The 18250-nt window shown below is 40.3% G+C and carries 20 protein-coding genes; 10 read left to right on the top strand and 10 right to left on the bottom strand.

Features of this window, described 5'->3' with window-relative positions; all coding sequences use genetic code 11:
• Positions 1 to 241 precede the first annotated feature (241 nt).
• Together B4U84_RS02485 and ccmS are read left to right on the top strand one after the other, a co-directional pair.
• A complete protein-coding gene (locus B4U84_RS02485; RefSeq protein ID WP_131115349.1) occupies positions 242 to 2050 on the top strand; it encodes an ABC transporter ATP-binding protein in 1809 nt (602 codons plus the stop codon).
• 437 nt (positions 2051 to 2487) lie between these two features.
• The gene (gene ccmS / locus B4U84_RS02490; protein WP_026081999.1) at positions 2488 to 2922 is read left to right on the top strand and encodes a beta-carboxysome assembly chaperone CcmS; all 435 of its coding nucleotides are present in this window, start codon (positions 2488 to 2490) and stop codon (positions 2920 to 2922) included.
• Positions 2923 to 2995: 73 nt separating this feature from the next.
• On the opposite strand, the gene psbN is transcribed toward ccmS, so the two are convergent.
• Positions 2996 to 3127, bottom strand: a complete 132-nt coding sequence (gene psbN, locus B4U84_RS02495) for a photosystem II reaction center protein PsbN (RefSeq protein WP_131115351.1) — start codon at positions 3125 to 3127, stop codon at positions 2996 to 2998.
• 85 nt (positions 3128 to 3212) lie between these two features.
• On the opposite strand from psbN, the gene psbH reads away from it, so the two are divergent.
• The 3 genes from psbH (at position 3213) to pth (ending at position 4568) form a co-directional block, all read left to right on the top strand.
• Positions 3213 to 3401 (top strand): photosystem II reaction center phosphoprotein PsbH, encoded by a 189-nt coding sequence (gene psbH, locus B4U84_RS02500; RefSeq protein ID WP_016858681.1) that lies wholly within the window; start codon positions 3213 to 3215, stop codon positions 3399 to 3401.
• Between the two features lie 171 nt (positions 3402 to 3572).
• Positions 3573 to 3821 carry a TatA/E family twin arginine-targeting protein translocase gene (locus B4U84_RS02505; protein ID WP_016858680.1) on the top strand — a complete coding sequence of 83 codons (249 nt, stop codon included), beginning with the start codon at positions 3573 to 3575 and terminating at the stop codon, positions 3819 to 3821.
• Positions 3822 to 3914: 93 nt separating this feature from the next.
• A complete protein-coding gene (gene pth, locus B4U84_RS02510; protein WP_131115353.1) occupies positions 3915 to 4568 on the top strand; it encodes an aminoacyl-tRNA hydrolase in 654 nt (217 codons plus the stop codon).
• 317 nt (positions 4569 to 4885) lie between these two features.
• Here the strand turns inward: pth and rpsU are convergent, their stop codons facing one another.
• Both rpsU and rsmI read right to left on the bottom strand, forming a co-directional pair.
• Entirely contained in the window at positions 4886 to 5065 is a 180-nt protein-coding gene (gene rpsU / locus B4U84_RS02515; protein WP_009459242.1) for a 30S ribosomal protein S21, read from the bottom strand.
• 365 nt (positions 5066 to 5430) lie between these two features.
• Positions 5431 to 6279, bottom strand: coding sequence for a 16S rRNA (cytidine(1402)-2'-O)-methyltransferase (rsmI, locus tag B4U84_RS02525; protein WP_131115355.1), 849 nt, complete (start codon positions 6277 to 6279; stop codon positions 5431 to 5433).
• A gap of 94 nt (positions 6280 to 6373) precedes the next feature.
• Here rsmI and B4U84_RS02530 point away from each other — a divergent pair, with 94 nt between their 5' ends.
• Entirely contained in the window at positions 6374 to 7243 is an 870-nt protein-coding gene (locus B4U84_RS02530; protein WP_131115357.1) for a sugar kinase, read from the top strand.
• Between the two features lie 50 nt (positions 7244 to 7293).
• On the top strand, positions 7294 to 8154 hold the full coding sequence (locus B4U84_RS02535; RefSeq protein ID WP_131115359.1) for a 3'(2'),5'-bisphosphate nucleotidase CysQ family protein: 861 nt from the start codon (positions 7294 to 7296) through the stop codon (positions 8152 to 8154).
• 93 nt (positions 8155 to 8247) lie between these two features.
• Here B4U84_RS02535 and B4U84_RS02540 read toward each other — a convergent pair whose 3' ends face one another.
• The gene (locus B4U84_RS02540; RefSeq protein WP_131115361.1) at positions 8248 to 9201 is read right to left on the bottom strand and encodes a DUF4392 domain-containing protein; all 954 of its coding nucleotides are present in this window, start codon (positions 9199 to 9201) and stop codon (positions 8248 to 8250) included.
• Positions 9202 to 9279: 78 nt separating this feature from the next.
• A complete protein-coding gene (locus B4U84_RS02545; protein ID WP_131115363.1) occupies positions 9280 to 10062 on the bottom strand; it encodes a putative hydro-lyase in 783 nt (260 codons plus the stop codon).
• A 165-nt stretch (positions 10063 to 10227) separates the two neighbouring features.
• Between B4U84_RS02545 and B4U84_RS02550 the strand changes: the two genes are divergently transcribed.
• The gene (locus B4U84_RS02550) at positions 10228 to 11082 is read left to right on the top strand and encodes a substrate-binding domain-containing protein (RefSeq protein WP_131115365.1); all 855 of its coding nucleotides are present in this window, start codon (positions 10228 to 10230) and stop codon (positions 11080 to 11082) included.
• Between the two features lie 493 nt (positions 11083 to 11575).
• Positions 11576 to 11974 carry a hypothetical protein gene (locus B4U84_RS02555; RefSeq protein ID WP_017311761.1) on the top strand — a complete coding sequence of 133 codons (399 nt, stop codon included), beginning with the start codon at positions 11576 to 11578 and terminating at the stop codon, positions 11972 to 11974.
• A gap of 90 nt (positions 11975 to 12064) precedes the next feature.
• Here B4U84_RS02555 and B4U84_RS02560 read toward each other — a convergent pair whose 3' ends face one another.
• A complete protein-coding gene (locus B4U84_RS02560) occupies positions 12065 to 12535 on the bottom strand; it encodes a hypothetical protein (RefSeq protein ID WP_017311762.1) in 471 nt (156 codons plus the stop codon).
• Between the two features lie 184 nt (positions 12536 to 12719).
• Here B4U84_RS02560 and recR point away from each other — a divergent pair, with 184 nt between their 5' ends.
• On the top strand, positions 12720 to 13277 hold the full coding sequence (gene recR / locus B4U84_RS02565) for a recombination mediator RecR (protein WP_242677516.1): 558 nt from the start codon (positions 12720 to 12722) through the stop codon (positions 13275 to 13277).
• 85 nt (positions 13278 to 13362) lie between these two features.
• Here the strand turns inward: recR and B4U84_RS02570 are convergent, their stop codons facing one another.
• The 4 genes from B4U84_RS02570 to deoC all read right to left on the bottom strand — a co-directional run bounded on the left by B4U84_RS02570 (position 13363) and on the right by deoC (position 18166).
• Positions 13363 to 14511 (bottom strand): glycosyltransferase family 4 protein, encoded by a 1149-nt coding sequence (locus B4U84_RS02570; RefSeq protein WP_017311764.1) that lies wholly within the window; start codon positions 14509 to 14511, stop codon positions 13363 to 13365.
• A 316-nt stretch (positions 14512 to 14827) separates the two neighbouring features.
• Entirely contained in the window at positions 14828 to 16426 is a 1599-nt protein-coding gene (locus B4U84_RS02575) for an MFS transporter (RefSeq protein WP_207390941.1), read from the bottom strand.
• Positions 16413 to 17348 (bottom strand): DNA repair protein RecO, encoded by a 936-nt coding sequence (gene recO / locus B4U84_RS02580; protein WP_131115369.1) that lies wholly within the window; start codon positions 17346 to 17348, stop codon positions 16413 to 16415. Before recO ends, B4U84_RS02575 begins: the two co-directional genes overlap by 14 nt.
• 128 nt (positions 17349 to 17476) lie before the next feature.
• Complete coding sequence (gene deoC / locus B4U84_RS02585; RefSeq protein WP_131115371.1) at positions 17477 to 18166, bottom strand: deoxyribose-phosphate aldolase; 690 nt, start codon at positions 18164 to 18166, stop codon at positions 17477 to 17479.
• Between the last annotated feature and the right edge of the window lie 84 nt (positions 18167 to 18250).

Here is an 18250-nt window from a genome sequence, read left to right on the forward strand (position 1 = left end):
GGCATTGGGCATCGGGCATCGGGCATTGGGCATCGGGCATTGGGCATGAATCAGTTAACAGTTTAATTTGATAACTGATAACTGATAACTGATAACTGACAAGTCTCCCCACACCCAGACGCGATGAATCGCGTCTCTACATTACTCCCCACACTCTCTTGTCTCCTTTATACCTGAATGCTGACGCCTGAATCCTGGCAAACGTGGTAATATCGGTTTCCTTAGACAATTGCACAGGGTTGTGACTACAGTAATTAAATCTCGTCGGGTGGATAGAAAACACCGGGGTTCTGTTCATCCCCTCAAACGCCTGCTGAACTACGGACACAAGTATCGCAAACAAATTTGGTGGGCTACTATTTGTTCTATCCTGAATAAACTTTTTGACTTAGCACCACCAGCGTTAATTGGTATTGCGGTGGATGTGGTAGTCAAGCAGCAAGATTCTATCATTGCACGGTTGGGAGTCAGAGATATCTTTGGACAATTTTTAATTCTTTCTGCCCTCACTGTGATTATTTGGATTTTAGAATCGGCTTTGGAGTACGCTTATGAGAGATTTTGGCGAAATTTAGCACAAAACATTCAGCATGATTTACGTCTTGATGCTTATGAGCATTTACAAGATTTAGAATTAGCATATTTTGAGGAACGCAGCACTGGTGGTTTGATGTCTATTCTGAGTGATGATATCAACCAACTCGAACGCTTTTTAGATGTCGGCGCCAATGACATTATTCAGGTTGTGGTGACGGTGTTAATTATTGGCGGTGCTTTCTTTATTTTGGCTCCGAATGTTGCATGGATGGCAATGTTGCCTATTCCTTTTATTCTTTGGGGAACATTCACTTATCAGAATGTATTAGCACCCCGCTATGCTGATGTGCGAGAAAAGGTAGGTTTATTAAATTCTCGCTTGGCTAATAATTTAACTGGCATTACTACGATTAAAAGTTTCACGGCTGAAGATTATGAAATATCCCGTTTAGGTTTAGAAAGCGAAGCTTATCGTCGCAGTAATTCCAAAGCTATTCAACTTTCTGCTGCTTATATTCCTTTAATTCGGATGTTGATTTTGGCAGGATTTACCGCATTACTGTTTTATGGTGGATTAGCAGCAGTTAATGGGACAATTTCTGTCGGTACATATAGTGTTTTAGTATTTTTAATTCAACGATTGTTGTGGCCTTTAACTCGATTAGGCGATACTTTTGACCAATATCAACGAGCAATGGCTTCTACAAATCGTGTGATGAATTTGTTAGACACGCCGATCGCAATCCATCCGGGAGATATATCTTTACCTGTTGAAAATGTGCGTGGGGAAGTAACATTTCAAAATGTCACTTTTAATTATCAAGATCGCCAAGCGGTAATTAAAAATTTATCATTAGATATTCCTGCTGGTAAAACGATCGCCATTGTTGGTTCGACTGGTTCTGGTAAAAGTACTCTCGTAAAATTATTACTCCGCTTCTATGAGGTGCAATCTGGAACAATCACCCTTGATGGAATTGATATCCAAAACCTGCAATTACGAGACTTACGCCGTTGTATGGGTTTGGTAAGTCAAGATGTATTTTTATTTCATGGTACTGTTGCCGAAAATATCGCCTACGGAACTTTTGACGCTACAGAACAAGAAATTATTACGGCGGCGAAGATCGCAGAAGCACACGATTTTATAATGCTATTGCCCCAAGGTTATGAGACAATTGTCGGGGAACGAGGGCAAAAGTTATCTGGTGGACAACGCCAAAGGATTGCTATAGCCCGTGCTGTATTGAAAAATCCACCGATCCTTATATTAGATGAAGCGACATCAGCAGTAGATAATGAAACAGAAGCAGCAATTCAAAAATCGCTAGAACGAATTACTGTTAATCGAACAACGATTGCGATCGCTCACCGTCTCTCTACGATCCGTAATGCTGATCGCATCTACGTTATGGAATACGGAAAATTTGTTGAATCTGGAACCCATGAACAACTGCTAGAACAAAACGGAGTCTATGCAAGTCTCTGGCGTGTGCAGTCGGGTTTAAGATAGGGGATCGGGGATTGGGGATTGGGGATCGGGGATTGGGGACACGGGAGACACGAAAGACACGGGAGACACCGGAAAATTATTTAATAAGTCTCTTTGTGATCCCCGTTACCCCTTCGCCCCTAATCCCCACTCCCTTGGGGGGAGTGGGGGCCGGTGAGTTCCCCAGAGGGGACCCCACCTTAAGCGATCGCTATTACTTTAATACAAATAAGTTGGGTTTCAACTGGCGATCGCATCTTGAGTTTTGCCTAGAAGTCCCAAATCTCTGGATAAACTAAATAGAGTCAGACCGAAATACCATAGATGCGATCGCTACTTCAAGGGAGAGTAATTTCAAATCCAAAATTGTCTGACTTGTGCAATAAGTCAAAATACTTTGCACTTTTGCGCCTATGGGTGAGATTATATTTTCTGATAATCCAAAATCCAGAATTAATATGATCTTCGGTACTACCCAACCAGAGTCACCAGATAACACATGGCGTCGCCAATTAGATCAATTTGTGAAAGCACATCAGCAAGAATTAGGGGCGCTGGCTTGGGGTCTATGGCTAGAAAATGGTAACACTCAGGGTACTATCGGTATTGATTTGCAACCTCAGCCGCATTTTGTTTATTGTCCCAAAGAAGCCATAGAAAAATTAAATGATAATGTTGAAAATAGGCTTCAGGAAATTATTGGAATCATAGAACATTATCAACCAGAAGTTGAAGTTGTGATGGTTGGTATTGGTAAAGATCAAATCAAGCTGATTCATTTTGAACCACAACCAGCACCACCAGATTGTTTTCAACAAATTGGTCAGGATGTTAATAGTTTATTGGATGTTTTGGAAAAACTTTTAACAAAACAATTGCAAGAGTATAGGTAAGGCGCAACCGTGAGCGAATAAGCAGGTGTGTTAGAGAGCGGCCAGGATTTTCACCCTAGCCTCTATTCCCTGTCTAATCCTCATGATCCTCAAAGGGATCGCTCAACTGCTTAGAGGGAGGCCCGAAAGCAGTATAAATAGATAGCGCTGTGATGACGATCACAACTGTACCAACGGAAATGCTAAGAACTGTTGCGGGTTCCATAATTTAAAGATGGATTATGAGTGCTATTCTTATAGAATATTACAGAAGATTAAAAAATGCTTTGGCAACTATCTTAAGGTGAGATATGGCACAACGGACGCGGTTAGGAGATATCCTCAGACCTTTAAACTCTGAATATGGTAAAGTTGCCCCAGGTTGGGGTACTACTCCTGTGATGGCTGTTTTTATGGGTCTGTTTTTCGTGTTTCTGCTGATTATTCTGCAACTTTATAACAAGTCAATTATTATCCAAGATGTCAGAGTCGGTTGGTAGAGCTTGGTCTATTAACTGAACACATAAGCTTTACAGCAATAAAAGCAGAAAGCCCAGCTTCCGTACCCGGTTAGTCCGGGTTTTTTTGTCACTTGACCATTGACACTTGACTCTTGAATTAAACTAAATCTGTAGGACTTTGGGTTCTTCAACTTACAGGAGAAAGCACAAATGAACGTATTTGGTATTGGTCTACCGGAAATGGCTGTGATTATGGTTGTGGCGCTATTAATATTTGGGCCAAAGAAATTGCCAGAAATTGGTCGGAGTATGGGAAAGGCGATTCGCGGTTTCCAAGATGCTTCTAAGGAATTTCAAAATGAGTTTCAAAAAGAAGCAGCTCAGATAGAAGCAGCTGTCAAAACTACTGCTGAACTCGAACCAAAGCAATTAGAAGCGCCTAAAAAAGAAGAAGCGTAAAGCTAGTTATCAGTTATCAGTTATCATTTACCAGTTATTAGTTAATAACTGTTTACTGTTTGCTCATTTTACACTTCATACTTGATATTCCCAATGACAGAAGCTACTGCCAAAACAACTTTGGTGATTCCCCAATTAATTGTTGGGTTGGGGAATCCAGAACCAAAGTATGATCAAACACGTCATAATATTGGTTTTGCTGCTTTAGATGTTCTATCTCGTTCTTGGCAGATTCCTCTGGCTGAAAATCGCAAGTTTCAAGGTGAGTACGGTGAAGGTATCGCACCAACAAAAGACAAAATCCGTTTGCTGAAACCACTCACTTATATGAATCGTTCTGGACAGGCTATACAAGCTGTTACCAGTTGGTATAAGTTACCGCCTGAGTCTGTGTTAGTTATTTATGATGAGATGGATTTACCCCTTGGGAAAACTCGTCTGCGGTTGTCTGGTTCTGCTGGTGGACACAACGGAATGAAAAGCGCGATCGCACACTTGGGAACACAAAATTTTCCTCGCCTGCGTATCGGTATTGGTAGACCTAAGAATGGTACTAATGGCGACGAAGAAAATACTGTGTCTTATGTATTGGGAAAGTTTTCAAGCACTGAAACTAAGTTTGTTTCTGAGGTATTAAACTTTGTCTGTGAATGCGTAGAATTATGCCTCGAACAAGGAGTAGAAAAAGCGATGAACCGTTGTAACAGCAATGGTCTTGTCTATCCTGAGCCTAATAATGTTAAGTAACGTCGGTTTGTAAGCAGTGATCAGTAAAGCTATACTTTACTCATAGCTCCTGAAGTTCTTTATTTATAATAATACCTGAGTCTGCTAGACACAGTCTTTTTTGTCTTATTTCAATGATTGGGTTGATGGGCAGCAATTCAGCTTGCTCCATCCAACCGCTATCGGACACTCGGCGCGCTCCGTAACTTGGCAAGTATATTATTTTACACCTCTATTTGAGGAGGTGGTTCTTCTTGCTTATTTTTTTTCAAAATGATAACGGAGGCTCTGTAGCTGTTTTAACATTAATCTTGTCAAGCAACGTCAGTGCCGATTTCTTATTTAAAACGCCGCTTACGTCTAGCAGCCACTGCTTTGCGTTTGCGTTTTTCTAAAGGTGTTTCAAAATGCCGATGATACTTCACATCAGCTAAAATGCCAGCTTTGGAAACCTGGCGCTTAAAGCGCCGCAGAGCTGACTCTATTCCTTCATTCTCTCCTAAAACCACCTGGGTCATTCTTTGTCCTCATTCTCATGATCAATATTTATCCCATTGTAATAGCTATTGGGAATTGGGAATTGGGGCATTGGGCATGGGGTATCAAGAATTGTCTTTCGTAAACAAGTATTTCTATTTCGCTGACGACTGTTTGATATTCGGCGGCGACTGTTTGATATTCGGCGGCGAGTCTTTTATACTCGGCGACGACTGTTTGATACTCGACGGCGAGTCTTTTATACTCGACGGCGACTGTTTGATATTCGGCGGCGAGTCTTTTATACTCGGCGACGACTGTTTGATACTCGACGGCGAGTCTTTTATACTCGACGGCGAGTCTTTTATACTCGGCGACGACTCTTTTATACTCGACGACGACTCTTTTATACTTCTATTGCAAGAGCTAGTTGATAAAGTTGACGGCGGGGTAGGGAAGTTGCTTTTGCTAACTCTCGGCTAGCTTGCGATCGCGACATTCCCTGTACAATGAGTTTTGTTAATTCAGCTTTTAATTCTACATCCGATAACACTAATTGGGTGGGTGGGCTTCCTGCTAAAACTAAAGTGTATTCTCCTTGGGGTTCCTTTTGACCACAGTAAGAAAGCGCCTGGGCTAGGGTTCCCCGCCAGAATTCCTCATACAATTTAGTTAACTCCCGTGCTAAAACAATTTGGCGATCGCTGCCAAAAATCTCTGCTAAATCTTGTAAAGTATCTCGCAAACGATGAGGAGATTCATAGAAAATTAAAGTGCGGAATTCTGTCTTCAAAAATTCTAAATGTTCTCGTCGCCCTTGGGCTTTTGCTGGTAAAAATCCTTCAAACACAAACTTATCAGTTGGTAATCCTGCTGCACTCAACGCCGTAATTGCAGCATTTGCACCGGGAATCGGTACTACAGAGATTTGAGCGTCAATACAGGCTTTAACTAATTCAAACCCAGGATCAGAAATGCTTGGCATACCCGCATCTGTCACCAAAGCGATCGCTTTACCTTCACTCAACTGCTGTACTAATTCTGGAATACGGCTATTACGATTATGTTCGTGGTAACTAATTTGTGGGGTCTTAATTTGAAAATGCTGTAGCAATTTCCCCGTATGGCGTGTATCTTCAGCCGCAATCAGATCCACCATTTGTAAAATTCGCACTCCCCGGAAAGTCATATCTTCCAAATTGCCAATGGGTGTAGCGACGATGTAGAGTATTCCTGGTTTTGGATCAGTTTGCATGAAAAAACTTTGTTGATAGCTGATGGTTGGTTAGAACAAACAACAAATGACTAATTTCTTGTACAGACGCGATGTTCCTCGCGTCTAATAACAAATGACCAATTATGCCTTATTTGTAGGTTTAGTAACCCTCGATCTAATTTACCTTGCTCAATCTCCCCCTCAAAACAATCAAAAAATAGTTGCTGTTGATTATACTGTTGCCGCAGGTGGTCCTGCTACCAATGCTGCTGTTGCTTTTAGCCATTTGGGTAATCAAGCTAAAGTGTTGGGTATAGTAGGTTCTCACCCGATGACACAGTTAATTCGTGGAGACTTACACAAATATCAAGTAGAAATCACTGATCTTGATCCCACTACAACCAATCCACCGCCAGTTTCTTCTATTATTGTGACTCAAGCCAGTGGCGAACGGGCGGTAGTTTCGATCAATGCTGTCAAAACTCAAGCCAATAGCCAAGCTATCCCAGCAGATATTTTACAAAATGTTGATATTGTTCTCATCGACGGACATCAAATGACGGTAGGAATAGAAATAGCTCAAACAGCAAAAGCTAACAATATTCCTGTTGTCGTAGATGGTGGTAGTTGGAAACCTGGTTTTGACAAACTTTTACCTTTTGTAGATTACGCTATTTGTTCTGCTAATTTTCATCCCCCCAATTGTCAAACTGAGGAAGAAGTCTTTAATTATCTGCGTCAACTTGGAATTCCTCACATCGCCATTACCCACGGTGAAAAACCAATTGAGTATTTCATACAGGAAACGGGTATAAGTGGCTTGATAGACGTGCCAAAAACTACTGCTGTTGATACACTGGGGGCTGGAGATATTTTCCACGGAGCTTTTTGTCATTACGTATTGCGAGAAAATTTTCCTGATGCACTAGCATCAGCAGCAAAAATAGCTGCTTTTTCCTGTCAATTTTTTGGCACACGTCACTGGATGGAATCTTTTCAATAAGATGGTTTAGGGGAGAATGTTAAACCCCCAAAAAATATAGGAACAAATTAATGCCAGACTTAAAAGAAATACTTGAACTCACTCGTTCTGTTGGTTGGGGTGCAGCAGAGATACTGCGGACTTACTACCATGGAACTCACAAAAATTTAGACGTACAGTATAAAGATAGTGATCCTGTGACTGCTGCTGATTTAGCTGTTAATCACTTCATTTTGTCAAAGTTGCAAGCAGCTTTGGGGAATGAAGATTTTGCCTACATTAGTGAAGAAACTTATAAAGAAGAACAAACTAAGCAGTCAGCTTCTGAGTGGTCATGGATTATTGATCCTCTAGATGGTACACGAGATTTTATCGAAAAAACTGGTGAGTATGCCATTCACCTTGCCCTAGTGCAGGAACATCGTCCCGTGTTAACAGTCGTAGTAGTTCCAGAGCAAGAAAAATTATACTATGCGACTAAAGGAGGCGGGGCATTTGTAGAAACTCGCGATCGCCAAACTACCCCTTTAAAAGTATCATCAAGAGAACGCATCGAAGATTTAACCCTAGTTGTCAGTCGTTCCCATCGCAACGACAGACTCGAATATTTACTACAAAATTTACCTTGCCAAAATCAAAAAGCTGTCGGTAGTGTCGGCTGTAAAATTTCAACTATTGTAGAACAACAAGCAGATATTTATATTTCTCTTTCTGGTAAATCTGCACCCAAAGATTGGGACATGGCCGCACCCGAATTAATCTTAACAGAAGCAGGTGGTCAATTTACTCACTTCGATCGCAGACCATTGCAATACAACACCGGAGATATTAATCAGTGGGGTGGATTATTAGCCAGTAACGGTCAATTTCATGAAATACTTTGTCGCGAAGGAGAAAGGATATTAGCAGAGTGGGAAAAAATCAAAAGTTAAGGTAAGGGATCGGGGATCGGGGATCGGGGATTGGGGATTGGGGATCGGGAAGCTATGACAAATGACAATTGGCACATGACAATTGACTAACTACTAAGAATTCATTAATTGAGTCACAACTTTCATAATCTGGGCATGATATTCAAAAGGTAAATTATCAACAGACAGGCTTGGTACTCCTTTAATACCGTCTATTGCTGGCCCATGCTTAACAATTGATTCCAAAATATCAAATTCTGTTTCGGAATTTAACCCAGAAATAATTGCTAATTTCCAATCAGGACGAAGTAAAGATAAAGCAGTTAATAAACCAGTTGCTCCCCAATTAGATACACCACAAACTATTAAATAATCACAATTAACAATACAAGCTATTTTTTCGCCATGCTGAATATGTTGACGAATTATATCTTTAGGAATATTGCCCATTCCTAATTCATTTCCACCATCACCAATACCTACTGTAATGATATTTTTTGATGCAAATAAAAGATGTAAAGGTGCTGTATAAGCGGTGATATCTTGTCCTCGCATATTGCGGACAATGCCATCATAACTAGGGCCTGGTCTTTCTATAGAAATAAGATGAGAAACCGGTGTTTCTAAAGATTCCCACAAGTTCAGCAGTGAAGAAACCGCTTGCGGGTTTTTTGTCGTCTCTATTGGCACAATATCAAAGGGAATTTCACCAGTAATTCCAGCGGCTTGCACTGCGATTTTAACAGTACGGAAGCAAAGAGAGTCAGTGACGATTCTTACAGATACACCCGCTCTAATCAAACCTGCTGCTAACAATGCACAGCCAATCGGCCCATCAGTTTCGGGTGCGGGAGGATGACCATAGGGAAGAAAAAAACCTGTAATAATAGCTATATTTGGCTTTGGATGTTCTGCGATCGAACGAGCGGTTTTTAGTAGTCCTCCCCTAGTTGCTTCCACTAGAGGCTGAATTCCTCTACCAACATCTTGCCCACAAATAGATTCTAGTTGAGCAATTTTGTTGATGATTTCTTCTTTTTTCCCTTTAAATTTTAGCCCGTCACCCATTAGACATCTCCAGAAATTAAATATGGGTTATCCAGAACACTGCTACGTCTCTACATTCTTTTTCACCAGGTGTTTATTTTAAAAAAAGATTGATTCATCTTTGAGATCCGTGATCAACATATGTCCAGGAGCATGAGTGATTGCTATTTCTGGTTTTGCTTGAACTATTGCTGTGTGTGTCGTCACACCACAAGCCCAGAATACAGGAATTTCGCCTTCTCGAATGGTAACAGGATCACCAAAATCAGGAGAGTTGATATCTGCGATCGCGATCGCACTGGGATCACCTAAATGTACTGGCGCACCGTGTGATTTTGGAAAACGACTGGTAATTTGTACCGCCCGAATAGCATCAGCAGGAGAAAAAGGACGCATGGAAACTACTAAAGGACTAGAAAATACCCCAGCCGATATACAATTCAGACTTGTTTTATACATCGGTATATTTTTATTTTCCTCAATATGTCTCATCGGTATACCCGCACTCAACAGCGCAGCTTCAAAGGAAAATGAACAACCAATCAAAAAACCAACAAAATCATCACGCCACAATTGTTTGATATCTGTAACTTCTTCTACTAGTTCACCATTACGAAACACATGATAACGAGGTAAATCTGATCTGATATCAGCACCAGGCGCAATCATCCGGGGTTCAGGATTTCCAACTTCCGTGACATCTAATAAGGGACAAGGTTTGGGGTTGCGATGACAGAACAACATAAAGTCAAAAGCAACAGACTTAGGTAAGATGACTAAATTAGCTTGTACGTATCCAGATGCAAGTCCAGGAGTTGGGGCTTGATATTTTCCATGACGACAAAGTTGGCGAACTTCGTTTGCTGTTAATAATTGATTCATAACTTTAGAATATACGCAGGGTCATATCTAATTCTCATTTTAAGTTTGTAATGAGGACTTTAGTCCTCATTACAAACTTAATAGATAAAGTATTTTTTGTTGTTTTAATGTTTCTCTTTTATCGGTATAGTTGGAATTTGGTTTGATTGACAAAGTAAACAAGACATGAAAAAGAACAAATTATTTCTAATTCCAATAACAGTAGTGCTTTTAGTAATTTTTAGCTGTAACATCAATTTTAATGGTAATATATCCAATCAACCACAGCAAGAAATTAAAATCTCTGGTTATAGTAGTGTTTATCCAGCGTTAAAGGTGTTAGCTGGTGCTTACGAGGCGAAAAATCCTACTACCACAGTTTCCATGCTTACACCTACTAAATTAGAAGTAAGTATTGCAGCAGTGAAAGACGGGTTGTTAGACATTGGAACTCTAAGCCGGGAATTGAAGCCAGAAGAAAAAGAAGACAAAGTAGAATATTATTTACTAGCAAAAGATGCTCTTTTAGTTGCCACTCATCCCAGTGTCACAAATATCATCAATGTGAGTACAGAGCAACTGAAGGGAATATATAGTGGTAAGATTAAAAATTGGAAAGAGTTAGGCGGTTCTGATGTTAATATTGTTATTTTAGATCGAGCAGAAAACGAACCCGCTAAGTATTTATTGCGTAAAAATTATCTTGGTCAAGACCTTAAAATATCCTCAGAAGCAATTGTTCTGCATAATGAAAGCGAAGTAATTGCAGCTATCCAAAATATACCTTATAGTATTGGTGCTTTTTCTTTAGCTTATGCAATTTCCAACAACTTACCAGTGAACCGCCTCAGCTTGAATGGTGTGGAACCTAGCATTGAAAATATCAAAATAAATAAATATCAAATGGTCAGATCGATTGGAATTACGATCAAAAAATCACCTGCAAAGCCAGTGCAAGAGTTTGTTAATTTTGCCATGAGTAAAGCTGGAAAAGAAGAATTAGCAAAGTATAACTTTGTTGCATATACAGAGGAAAAATAGAGATAGTCATTTGTCATTTGTCATTAGTAGAGACGCGAGGAAGATCGCGTCTGTAATGATTTAAATAATGTCTTTAAGCTGACGATATGATATCAAAGCTAAGGTTGGACAGTCCCTATAAATTTACCGCAAGGAGGTTGCAAATTTCCTTTTTTCTCCCCCAGGGATTTTCTCTAGTTGCAGATACCGGGAAAAACCACGTATTTATCAGAATTAGAAGAACCATCATTTTTCATAACCAAGCTCTGACTTTCGTTAGAGGGATAATTATTTTTTGAAAGTTAGTCTTATATTTGTGTTCAAAAAACTCTCTTGGTTCGGAAGTAGGTTATGGGTTGGTTTTTATGAGAATTCAACGCTAACCTATAGCTCCAATTTATTAGCTAATTACACTTAGAAGCTAAGTTCAGTTTCTCACAGTATTAGCTGAAATTGGAGTGAGCTAATTGTAGCTATCTCAAAATTATGAAAAATTAACTCACGGAGTATAATCATGACCAATTTGATTTCTAATGCGATCGCTCGTGTCAGTTCTTTGTTGAAGGGACTCCAAGTTAAGCGTTTTTTGGCTGTTGTGATGCTTGGTGTTCTCTTGCTGACAACCAATACCTACATCACTCCTGGTGATAATAAAGCTTTAGGAAAAGAAGTTCGCGATCGCGCCCATCTGAATGATACTCAAAGACCAAGAACAACAGGCGAATGGCAAAAAGAAGCTAAGGAAGTAAAAGGTAATCCTGGTGAAAGACTGAAGAGAATTGGAGAAGATTCAGCCGAAGCTTTTAGAGATTTTGGCTCAGGTTATGTAGAAGGTGCTAAGAGAACCGCTAATCAAGTAAAAGACAACGCAGTAGACGCAGGTAAAGATATTTCTAACCAAGTTCGACGTTAAGTGTCTGCTGAGATCACATAGTTTCAACTAGCTATTGAATCTGCACTGTGTAAACTCAGTGCAGATTTTGGTGTATAATGCACAAACTTATTACCATCCATTGTCACCATGATCATACAAGTTCTCGCAGTCATCAAAGCTACTGCAACTGGGTTGTAAGTTATCAATAGCACGAGACTGAATGACTTTTCCATTCTTAATTGTGACATGAATCTCTTGTTCATACACGGAACCAAAGCCCATGTGAACATAACGAAGCAGTTTCCCTTGAGGAATTTTGATCACCCCAGTAAACCAATTGGCAGGAATTGGAGCTTTGCCAAGCATTTTATAAAAGCCAAATACATCTACAAGATATAATTGACCATTTTTAATTTCCCAAGTTCCGATCTGGAAGCGCCAGCAAGTAGTTGAGAATGTTAAGGGGCTATCATTATCTATGTTTATATTTTGATCATTTAACTTCATCACTCTGGGCTTTTGCTCAAGCAATTGCTGACGAAATGCCATTGGGATTATTTCGCCGTTAAAGATTAGTCTCTCACAAACCTGAGCTGTCATAATCAATCTCCTCTTAATTATCTCTGCGTGCTTGTAGTAAAGCTACAAGTCCATCTACAAGATTTCCTGATTTCGATGGAAATTTCCTCAAAAATTTTTCAGAATGCCATTATAGTTATAGTACGAACATACTGGAGATAGAACTACGGTTTACGCACGTCCTCTAGCACGCCTAATAGAACAGTTGCAACGCTTACCTGGAGTGGGGCCAAAAACTGCCCAAAGACTCGCGTTGCACATTTTGAAACGTTCAGAAGCAGAAGTAGAAGCTTTAGCACAAGCTTTGATTGAAGCCAAAAAGCAAATTGGTTTGTGTAAAGAGTGTTTTCACCTTTCTGCTGAACCTGTTTGTGAAATCTGCCGTAATCCTAATCGGGACAACACTACTATTTGTATAGTAGCAGACTCTCGTGATGTGATTGCTTTAGAAAAAACTAGAGAGTACAAAGGTAAATATCATGTTTTGGGTGGAGTAATTTCGCCGATTGATGGTATCGGCCCAGAACAATTAACAGTTCAACCTTTGGTACGGCGAGTCAGTCAACTAAAACCCAAAGAAGTCATTCTAGCAATTAGTCCGAGTGTAGAAGGAGAGACAACAACACTATACGTCGGTCAGTTACTCAAACCATTTACCAAGGTGACACGGATTGCCTTTGGTTTACCAGTAGGTGGTGATTTAGAGTATGCTGACGAGGTGACGCTAGCGCGAGCTTTGGAAGGACGACGAGAGTTGGATTAGCTTATCCAGTACGCTTGGAAGGCTCAAAGGGGTATGAAAATTTATTCCCTAATCCCCTTTCCCCTTTCCCCTTTCCCCTTTCCCTTTAAGCTCCTCGACTTAGTTGGAGACTTTGTTGTTGAACGACTTCTTCATATAACAGCTCTAACTGAGCAATATTACCGTTAAGGGTGTAGCGTTCTAAGGCTCGTTTTCTGGCTTTCTGCCCCAGCAAAGTTGTGAGTTCAGGGTGATCTTGGAATAATGGTAGTAGGGTTCTCAGTTGGTGCCGTACTGATTTCGGGTTAATAATTACACCTGCTCCTTTTTCTAAGACTTCTCCATCAGCTCCAACATCAGTAGCTAAACAAGCTACTCCACAAGCCATTGCTTCTAATAAAGATAAAGATAAACCTTCGACTAATGAAGGCAAAATATATACATCTGCGCTCCGTAGAATTTCGATTCGTCGTTCTTCGTCAGCGACAAATCCTAACCAGTGAATACCATTCTCGGAGTTATAAAAAGGTTCTAAAGAAGACTTGAGGGGACCATCCCCAACTATTAGCAACTTGCTTGTTGGTGCCATTTCTGATTGCTTCCAAGCACGCAGTAGAGCTTCAACGTTTTTTTCTGGAGCTAACCGTCCTTGATAAACAAACAGGCGATCGGCATCAAATTCTGCTTTAACTTGAGAAATACCAGGAGAATATTTATTAACATCCACGCCATTGGGTATGACAGCAATATTTTTTGACGGTACACCCATGCGTGCTAATAATTCACGCTGAATTTGGGAAAATACAATTACGCGATTGTAATTGCCTAGAAAAGGCGCGTAGAGTTGATAAGCCAATAGTTGGGTTCCTGAGACTAGCTTTGCTCCTTTACCTGCAAAGGGTGTGTGGAAAGTCGCAACTAATGGTAGGTTTAGCTCCTCACAAATTTCTGGCAAAACAAAATCTAGGGGAGATAAGGTGAGAGAAGCATGAACAATGTCAGGTTTAATCCGCCGCAGCGATTGAGTTAAAACTTTAGTCGCTTTGAAAGTGGGAATAGTGTAAACCTGAGATTTATAAATGAAGGGCAAAGGGACTTCTGGACAATTTGGCCAGTTGTCGGGCTTGGACTCTTCTTGAGCGAAATGCAGGAAGCTAACTTCGTGTCCCTGCTCTAGTAAAGCATTCGTAATCTCTCGACTGTAGGTAACATTGCCACAAAAGGGCGATTTTTTTCCAATCCAAGCTATACGCATTCTTTATTGATTAATTTATGGGAAAAGCGGGTTTAATTGATCAGTTTTTTACCACTATTCTGCTGCTGTTTGTGATTTTACTTTTTTTTTGGCTTGTTGATTTATCATAAATCACAGCCAGCACCCACCTAACACACAAAATTTTATGTTTTTATGAAAAAATCCTGGAATTTATTTATTTTGTTTATGATTCGGTTTTGAGATATGAAGTGACTACAAATTAACTAGACGCGAAAACTGCGCCTAGCTGATGTAGACATGATCTCTCTGGTAGTATCCAAGATTTTATTATGCATTTCAGCTTAACACAAAAGCATTAATCCCCACTAGAGAACGAAATATACCAGTTTAATAAACCACCTAAGAAAACGATCGCAGCTAATCCTAAAAATACAGCTTGCAAACCAACAAAAGTTTCTGCTACACCTGCTAATCCTAAAGGCAAAGTTAGGGCTATATTGATGACATTATTTTGTAAACCAAAAACCTTACCACGCATTTCTGTGGGCGTTTCTGTTTGAATAGCGGTTTGCATGGGTATACCTAATAAGGCCCCGAAAATACCCAAAGTCATTACTAAAGGCAATACAGCCCATAATTGTTGTGTAAATATCGATAAACCAATTAGGGATGCAACCATACCAACACAGCCAATTAGACTTAATTGAGTATAGGAGAAGCGTTGCCCAAACTGACCTAAAATTAATGCTCCTAAGCCAATTCCCACACCACCAGATGCTAGTAAAAAGCCAAATTGTTGTGGTTTTAAGTTCGGAATTATTTCTGCCATCCGGACAGCTAGGACTGTTAAGGCTGCAAATACAGAAAATAAGATAATTAATTGGATCAGAGCGTTGCGGAGGCGATGATTTTTTCCTAGATAACGCAAACCATCCCGCAGATCGTCAAAAATGTGAGGAGATTCCTGTGTGGGTGCGTGGGGTTTTTCATTGGTTACGAGTAGTAGTAAAATTAGTCCTGCGATCGCATAACTACCACCGACAACTATTTCTTTTCCAAATCCGTCACTACCACCAAGAAGTAACCATAAGCTATCGGCTGCTGCTAATAGTGGTTCACCAATAGCAAAACCAACAATCACCGATGCCATCATTGTTGTGGTGTAAAGAGAATTAGCTGAAAGTAAATCCTTCTCTTTTACCACTAAAGGAATTGCTGCTTGTTCAGCTGGTGCAAAAAACTGTGTGAGTGTGGAGACTAAAAAAGTAATCCCTAGAATAATCACAAAACCTACAGGTAACATGGCGATCGGTTGCCAATCCTGAGTTAACCACAGTAGTGAGGGAATAACCAAAACTAGGATACCGCGCCAAATATTTGTTCCTACCAGTACCATCTTTTTTGACCAACGGTCTACAAACGCACCAGCTAGGGAACCAAACAACACAGCAGGTACTGTAAAAGTCATCATCAGCGCTGACACCCAAGCGCTAATAGTTTGAGCGCCTGTCTGAAAATGAGTGTTGATCAAGGCGATCATCAACACTAGATATACTTTATCTGCCAATTGACAAAAGACTTGACCACCCCAAAGAGCCAAAAAATTAGGGTTTTTCAATACTGGCCAAAATCCATATTCTTGGGTATCAACTGAAGTTGATTCTGTGTCTACAGGTTTATCCCCATCTGGTTTTTGAGACACCGCTGCATTTGGTTCATGAAAGTTGGCTTCCCCTGGTACATCGTTTTTAGCTGCTGGCGATGTAAAATTTTGATTTTGATCTTCTTGAGAAACGTCTTTTGCAGACATTTCTTGCCGATGAACTTGACTGGGTGTGGTATCGCGAACTACACTCAGATAATTTTGTGATCTAAAGCTTGATGTTTTATTGTGTTTTTTAACATGGCTTGGTGATAGTGGTAGGATTTTTTTATCCAAATCAGACGATTGCATCATAGTTAGCAGCAAAGTAAGAGTCAATCAAGGCAGCAGAGCGAATAGGACGACCAAAATGATACTGAGCATACTGACGCAGAATTTGCTCAACAGATAACCAGCTATTTTTTTCGGCTGCATTTAGCATTATCTCTGATTGCGACAGTTGCTGGAGTATTGTCAATTCTTCCGCATCCAAGCGCTTAGAAAGCGCTGGTATTTCTTGGCGATGGGTGATAGTTTCGTAGGCTTGGGGTTTAGGGGTATAAGAGTGTAAGGGTATAGGGGTATGAGAAGAAATACTATATTTCACCCTCTCGCCTTCTGCTACTTTCTTAGTGTCTCCTTCCTTCTTCAGGCGTTCCCAAGCTGCAAGACAAACCGTTCCACCAGCACTGACACTAAATCCGACTCGTGAGTGGGGGTCTTGAAAATCTGGTTTCAAAGTGCGTCCAGTTAAACAACAAATTTGTACTTGTGGCGTCAATCCTGCCAAAGCTAAAAGCTGAAATACACCATGTGTCAGATGGGCTACAACACCGGGTGTATCTGTGTTAGGTAAATTCTCTATACGTTGGAGATGTTCATTTAGTAACTCATACAATTCTATTTGGGGTTGTTCACTTAAAGCCTGACATAGGACAATTTCGGCTAAGTATTGGCTGGATACTAATTTTACCAAGTCCTGAGCTAGACGGGGGTAAGATTTTATAGTTTGTGCTTGTGTAATTTTATCGAGCGATCGCCCTTTAGCAATCAATAATTCATTAACTACAAACATTGCACTCCTACCGCTCAAGCTAGAATTGTGTTTACGAGAACCAGGAGCGATCGCACGAATCAGCCCAAATTCCTGTGTCAAAACTGTCACAAGTCGATCCGATTCACCAAAAGCCTGAGTTTTAAGATTAATACCAGTTGCTTTATATGTTTTACTCATTTGTTATTTGTCATTTGTCATTTGTCATTTGTCCTTTGTTATTTGTCATTTGTCATTTGTTATTTGTAATAAGTAGTGAGTATTAATCAATGCCCAATGCCCCATGCCCAATGCCCCATGCCCAATGCCTAATGACTACTCTTTTCCAGCGTATCGCGCTGTTTTAGTAAATCGACACTATAAGATGTTCCTAATCTCGTAGCACCCGCTAAAATTAAGTCTAGGGCTTGGTCAACAGTACGAATACCACCCGAAGCTTTGATTCCAACTCTTTCCCGTGCCACCTCTTTAATCAAACCCACATCAGCCACTGTTGCACCTCCATTCCAACCTGTACAGGTTTTGATGAAAGCTGCTCCTGCATCCATACATATTTCCGTAGCAAGCCTTTTCTCGCCATCCGTCAGTAGGTTGGTTTCTATTATTACCTTGACTACTTGCCCCGTTTCTTCGCAAATCTCAGCAATTTCTCGATGCACTTCATCAGTTTTACCAGCTTTTAACCAACTTAAATTGATGACTACATCTAATTCAGTAGCACCGTTTTCCACCGCTTCTTGAGCTTCATACAATTTCACTGCTGAAGTCGTCGCTCCAGTAGGAAAGCCTATTACGGTACAGATTTTCGGTGTTTTATTATGGAGTAATTCAGCCGCTAGGCGTACATAGCAGGGGTAGACACAAACTGCTGCAAAGTTAAACCGTTGTGCTTCTTCACACCATTGTTCAATATGCTCAGTCGTAGCTGTGGGTATCAGCAGAGTGTGATCTATATATGGCGCAATATCAATATCATGATCTGGATATTCTGCTGCCATTGCTTTATTACCAGTAATTAGTTCTAAAAGATTTATAAAACTTTAAGACTATTTTAATAAAAAAATCTACAATTCTTAGCATTT

This window comes from Westiellopsis prolifica IICB1 (assembly GCF_004323185.1).
In the GTDB taxonomy this organism is placed as follows: domain Bacteria; phylum Cyanobacteriota; class Cyanobacteriia; order Cyanobacteriales; family Nostocaceae; genus Pelatocladus; species Pelatocladus prolificus_A.

Bases quoted from the DNA above. Each gene is read 5' to 3' on its own strand.
- pth (WP_131115353.1), top strand. From the start codon at position 3,915: ATGACAGAAGCTACTGCCAAAACAACTTTGGTGATTCCCCAATTAATT.
- B4U84_RS02550 (WP_131115365.1), top strand. From the start codon at position 10,228: ATGAAAAAGAACAAATTATTTCTAATTCCAATAACAGTAGTGCTTTTA.
- rsmI (WP_131115355.1), bottom strand. From the start codon at position 6,279: ATGCAAACTGATCCAAAACCAGGAATACTCTACATCGTCGCTACACCC.
- ccmS (WP_026081999.1), top strand. From the start codon at position 2,488: ATGATCTTCGGTACTACCCAACCAGAGTCACCAGATAACACATGGCGT.
- psbH (WP_016858681.1), top strand. From the start codon at position 3,213: ATGGCACAACGGACGCGGTTAGGAGATATCCTCAGACCTTTAAACTCT.
- B4U84_RS02545 (WP_131115363.1), bottom strand. From the start codon at position 10,062: ATGAATCAATTATTAACAGCAAACGAAGTTCGCCAACTTTGTCGTCAT.
- B4U84_RS02535 (WP_131115359.1), top strand. From the start codon at position 7,294: ATGCCAGACTTAAAAGAAATACTTGAACTCACTCGTTCTGTTGGTTGG.
- B4U84_RS02560 (WP_017311762.1), bottom strand. From the start codon at position 12,535: ATGACAGCTCAGGTTTGTGAGAGACTAATCTTTAACGGCGAAATAATC.
- psbN (WP_131115351.1), bottom strand. From the start codon at position 3,127: ATGGAACCCGCAACAGTTCTTAGCATTTCCGTTGGTACAGTTGTGATC.
- B4U84_RS02555 (WP_017311761.1), top strand. From the start codon at position 11,576: ATGACCAATTTGATTTCTAATGCGATCGCTCGTGTCAGTTCTTTGTTG.
- B4U84_RS02570 (WP_017311764.1), bottom strand. From the start codon at position 14,511: ATGCGTATAGCTTGGATTGGAAAAAAATCGCCCTTTTGTGGCAATGTT.
- B4U84_RS02575 (WP_207390941.1), bottom strand. From the start codon at position 16,426: ATGCAATCGTCTGATTTGGATAAAAAAATCCTACCACTATCACCAAGC.
- recO (WP_131115369.1), bottom strand. From the start codon at position 17,348: ATGAGTAAAACATATAAAGCAACTGGTATTAATCTTAAAACTCAGGCT.
- B4U84_RS02505 (WP_016858680.1), top strand. From the start codon at position 3,573: ATGAACGTATTTGGTATTGGTCTACCGGAAATGGCTGTGATTATGGTT.
- B4U84_RS02540 (WP_131115361.1), bottom strand. From the start codon at position 9,201: ATGGGTGACGGGCTAAAATTTAAAGGGAAAAAAGAAGAAATCATCAAC.
- deoC (WP_131115371.1), bottom strand. From the start codon at position 18,166: ATGGCAGCAGAATATCCAGATCATGATATTGATATTGCGCCATATATA.
- B4U84_RS02530 (WP_131115357.1), top strand. From the start codon at position 6,374: ATGACCAATTATGCCTTATTTGTAGGTTTAGTAACCCTCGATCTAATT.
- rpsU (WP_009459242.1), bottom strand. From the start codon at position 5,065: ATGACCCAGGTGGTTTTAGGAGAGAATGAAGGAATAGAGTCAGCTCTG.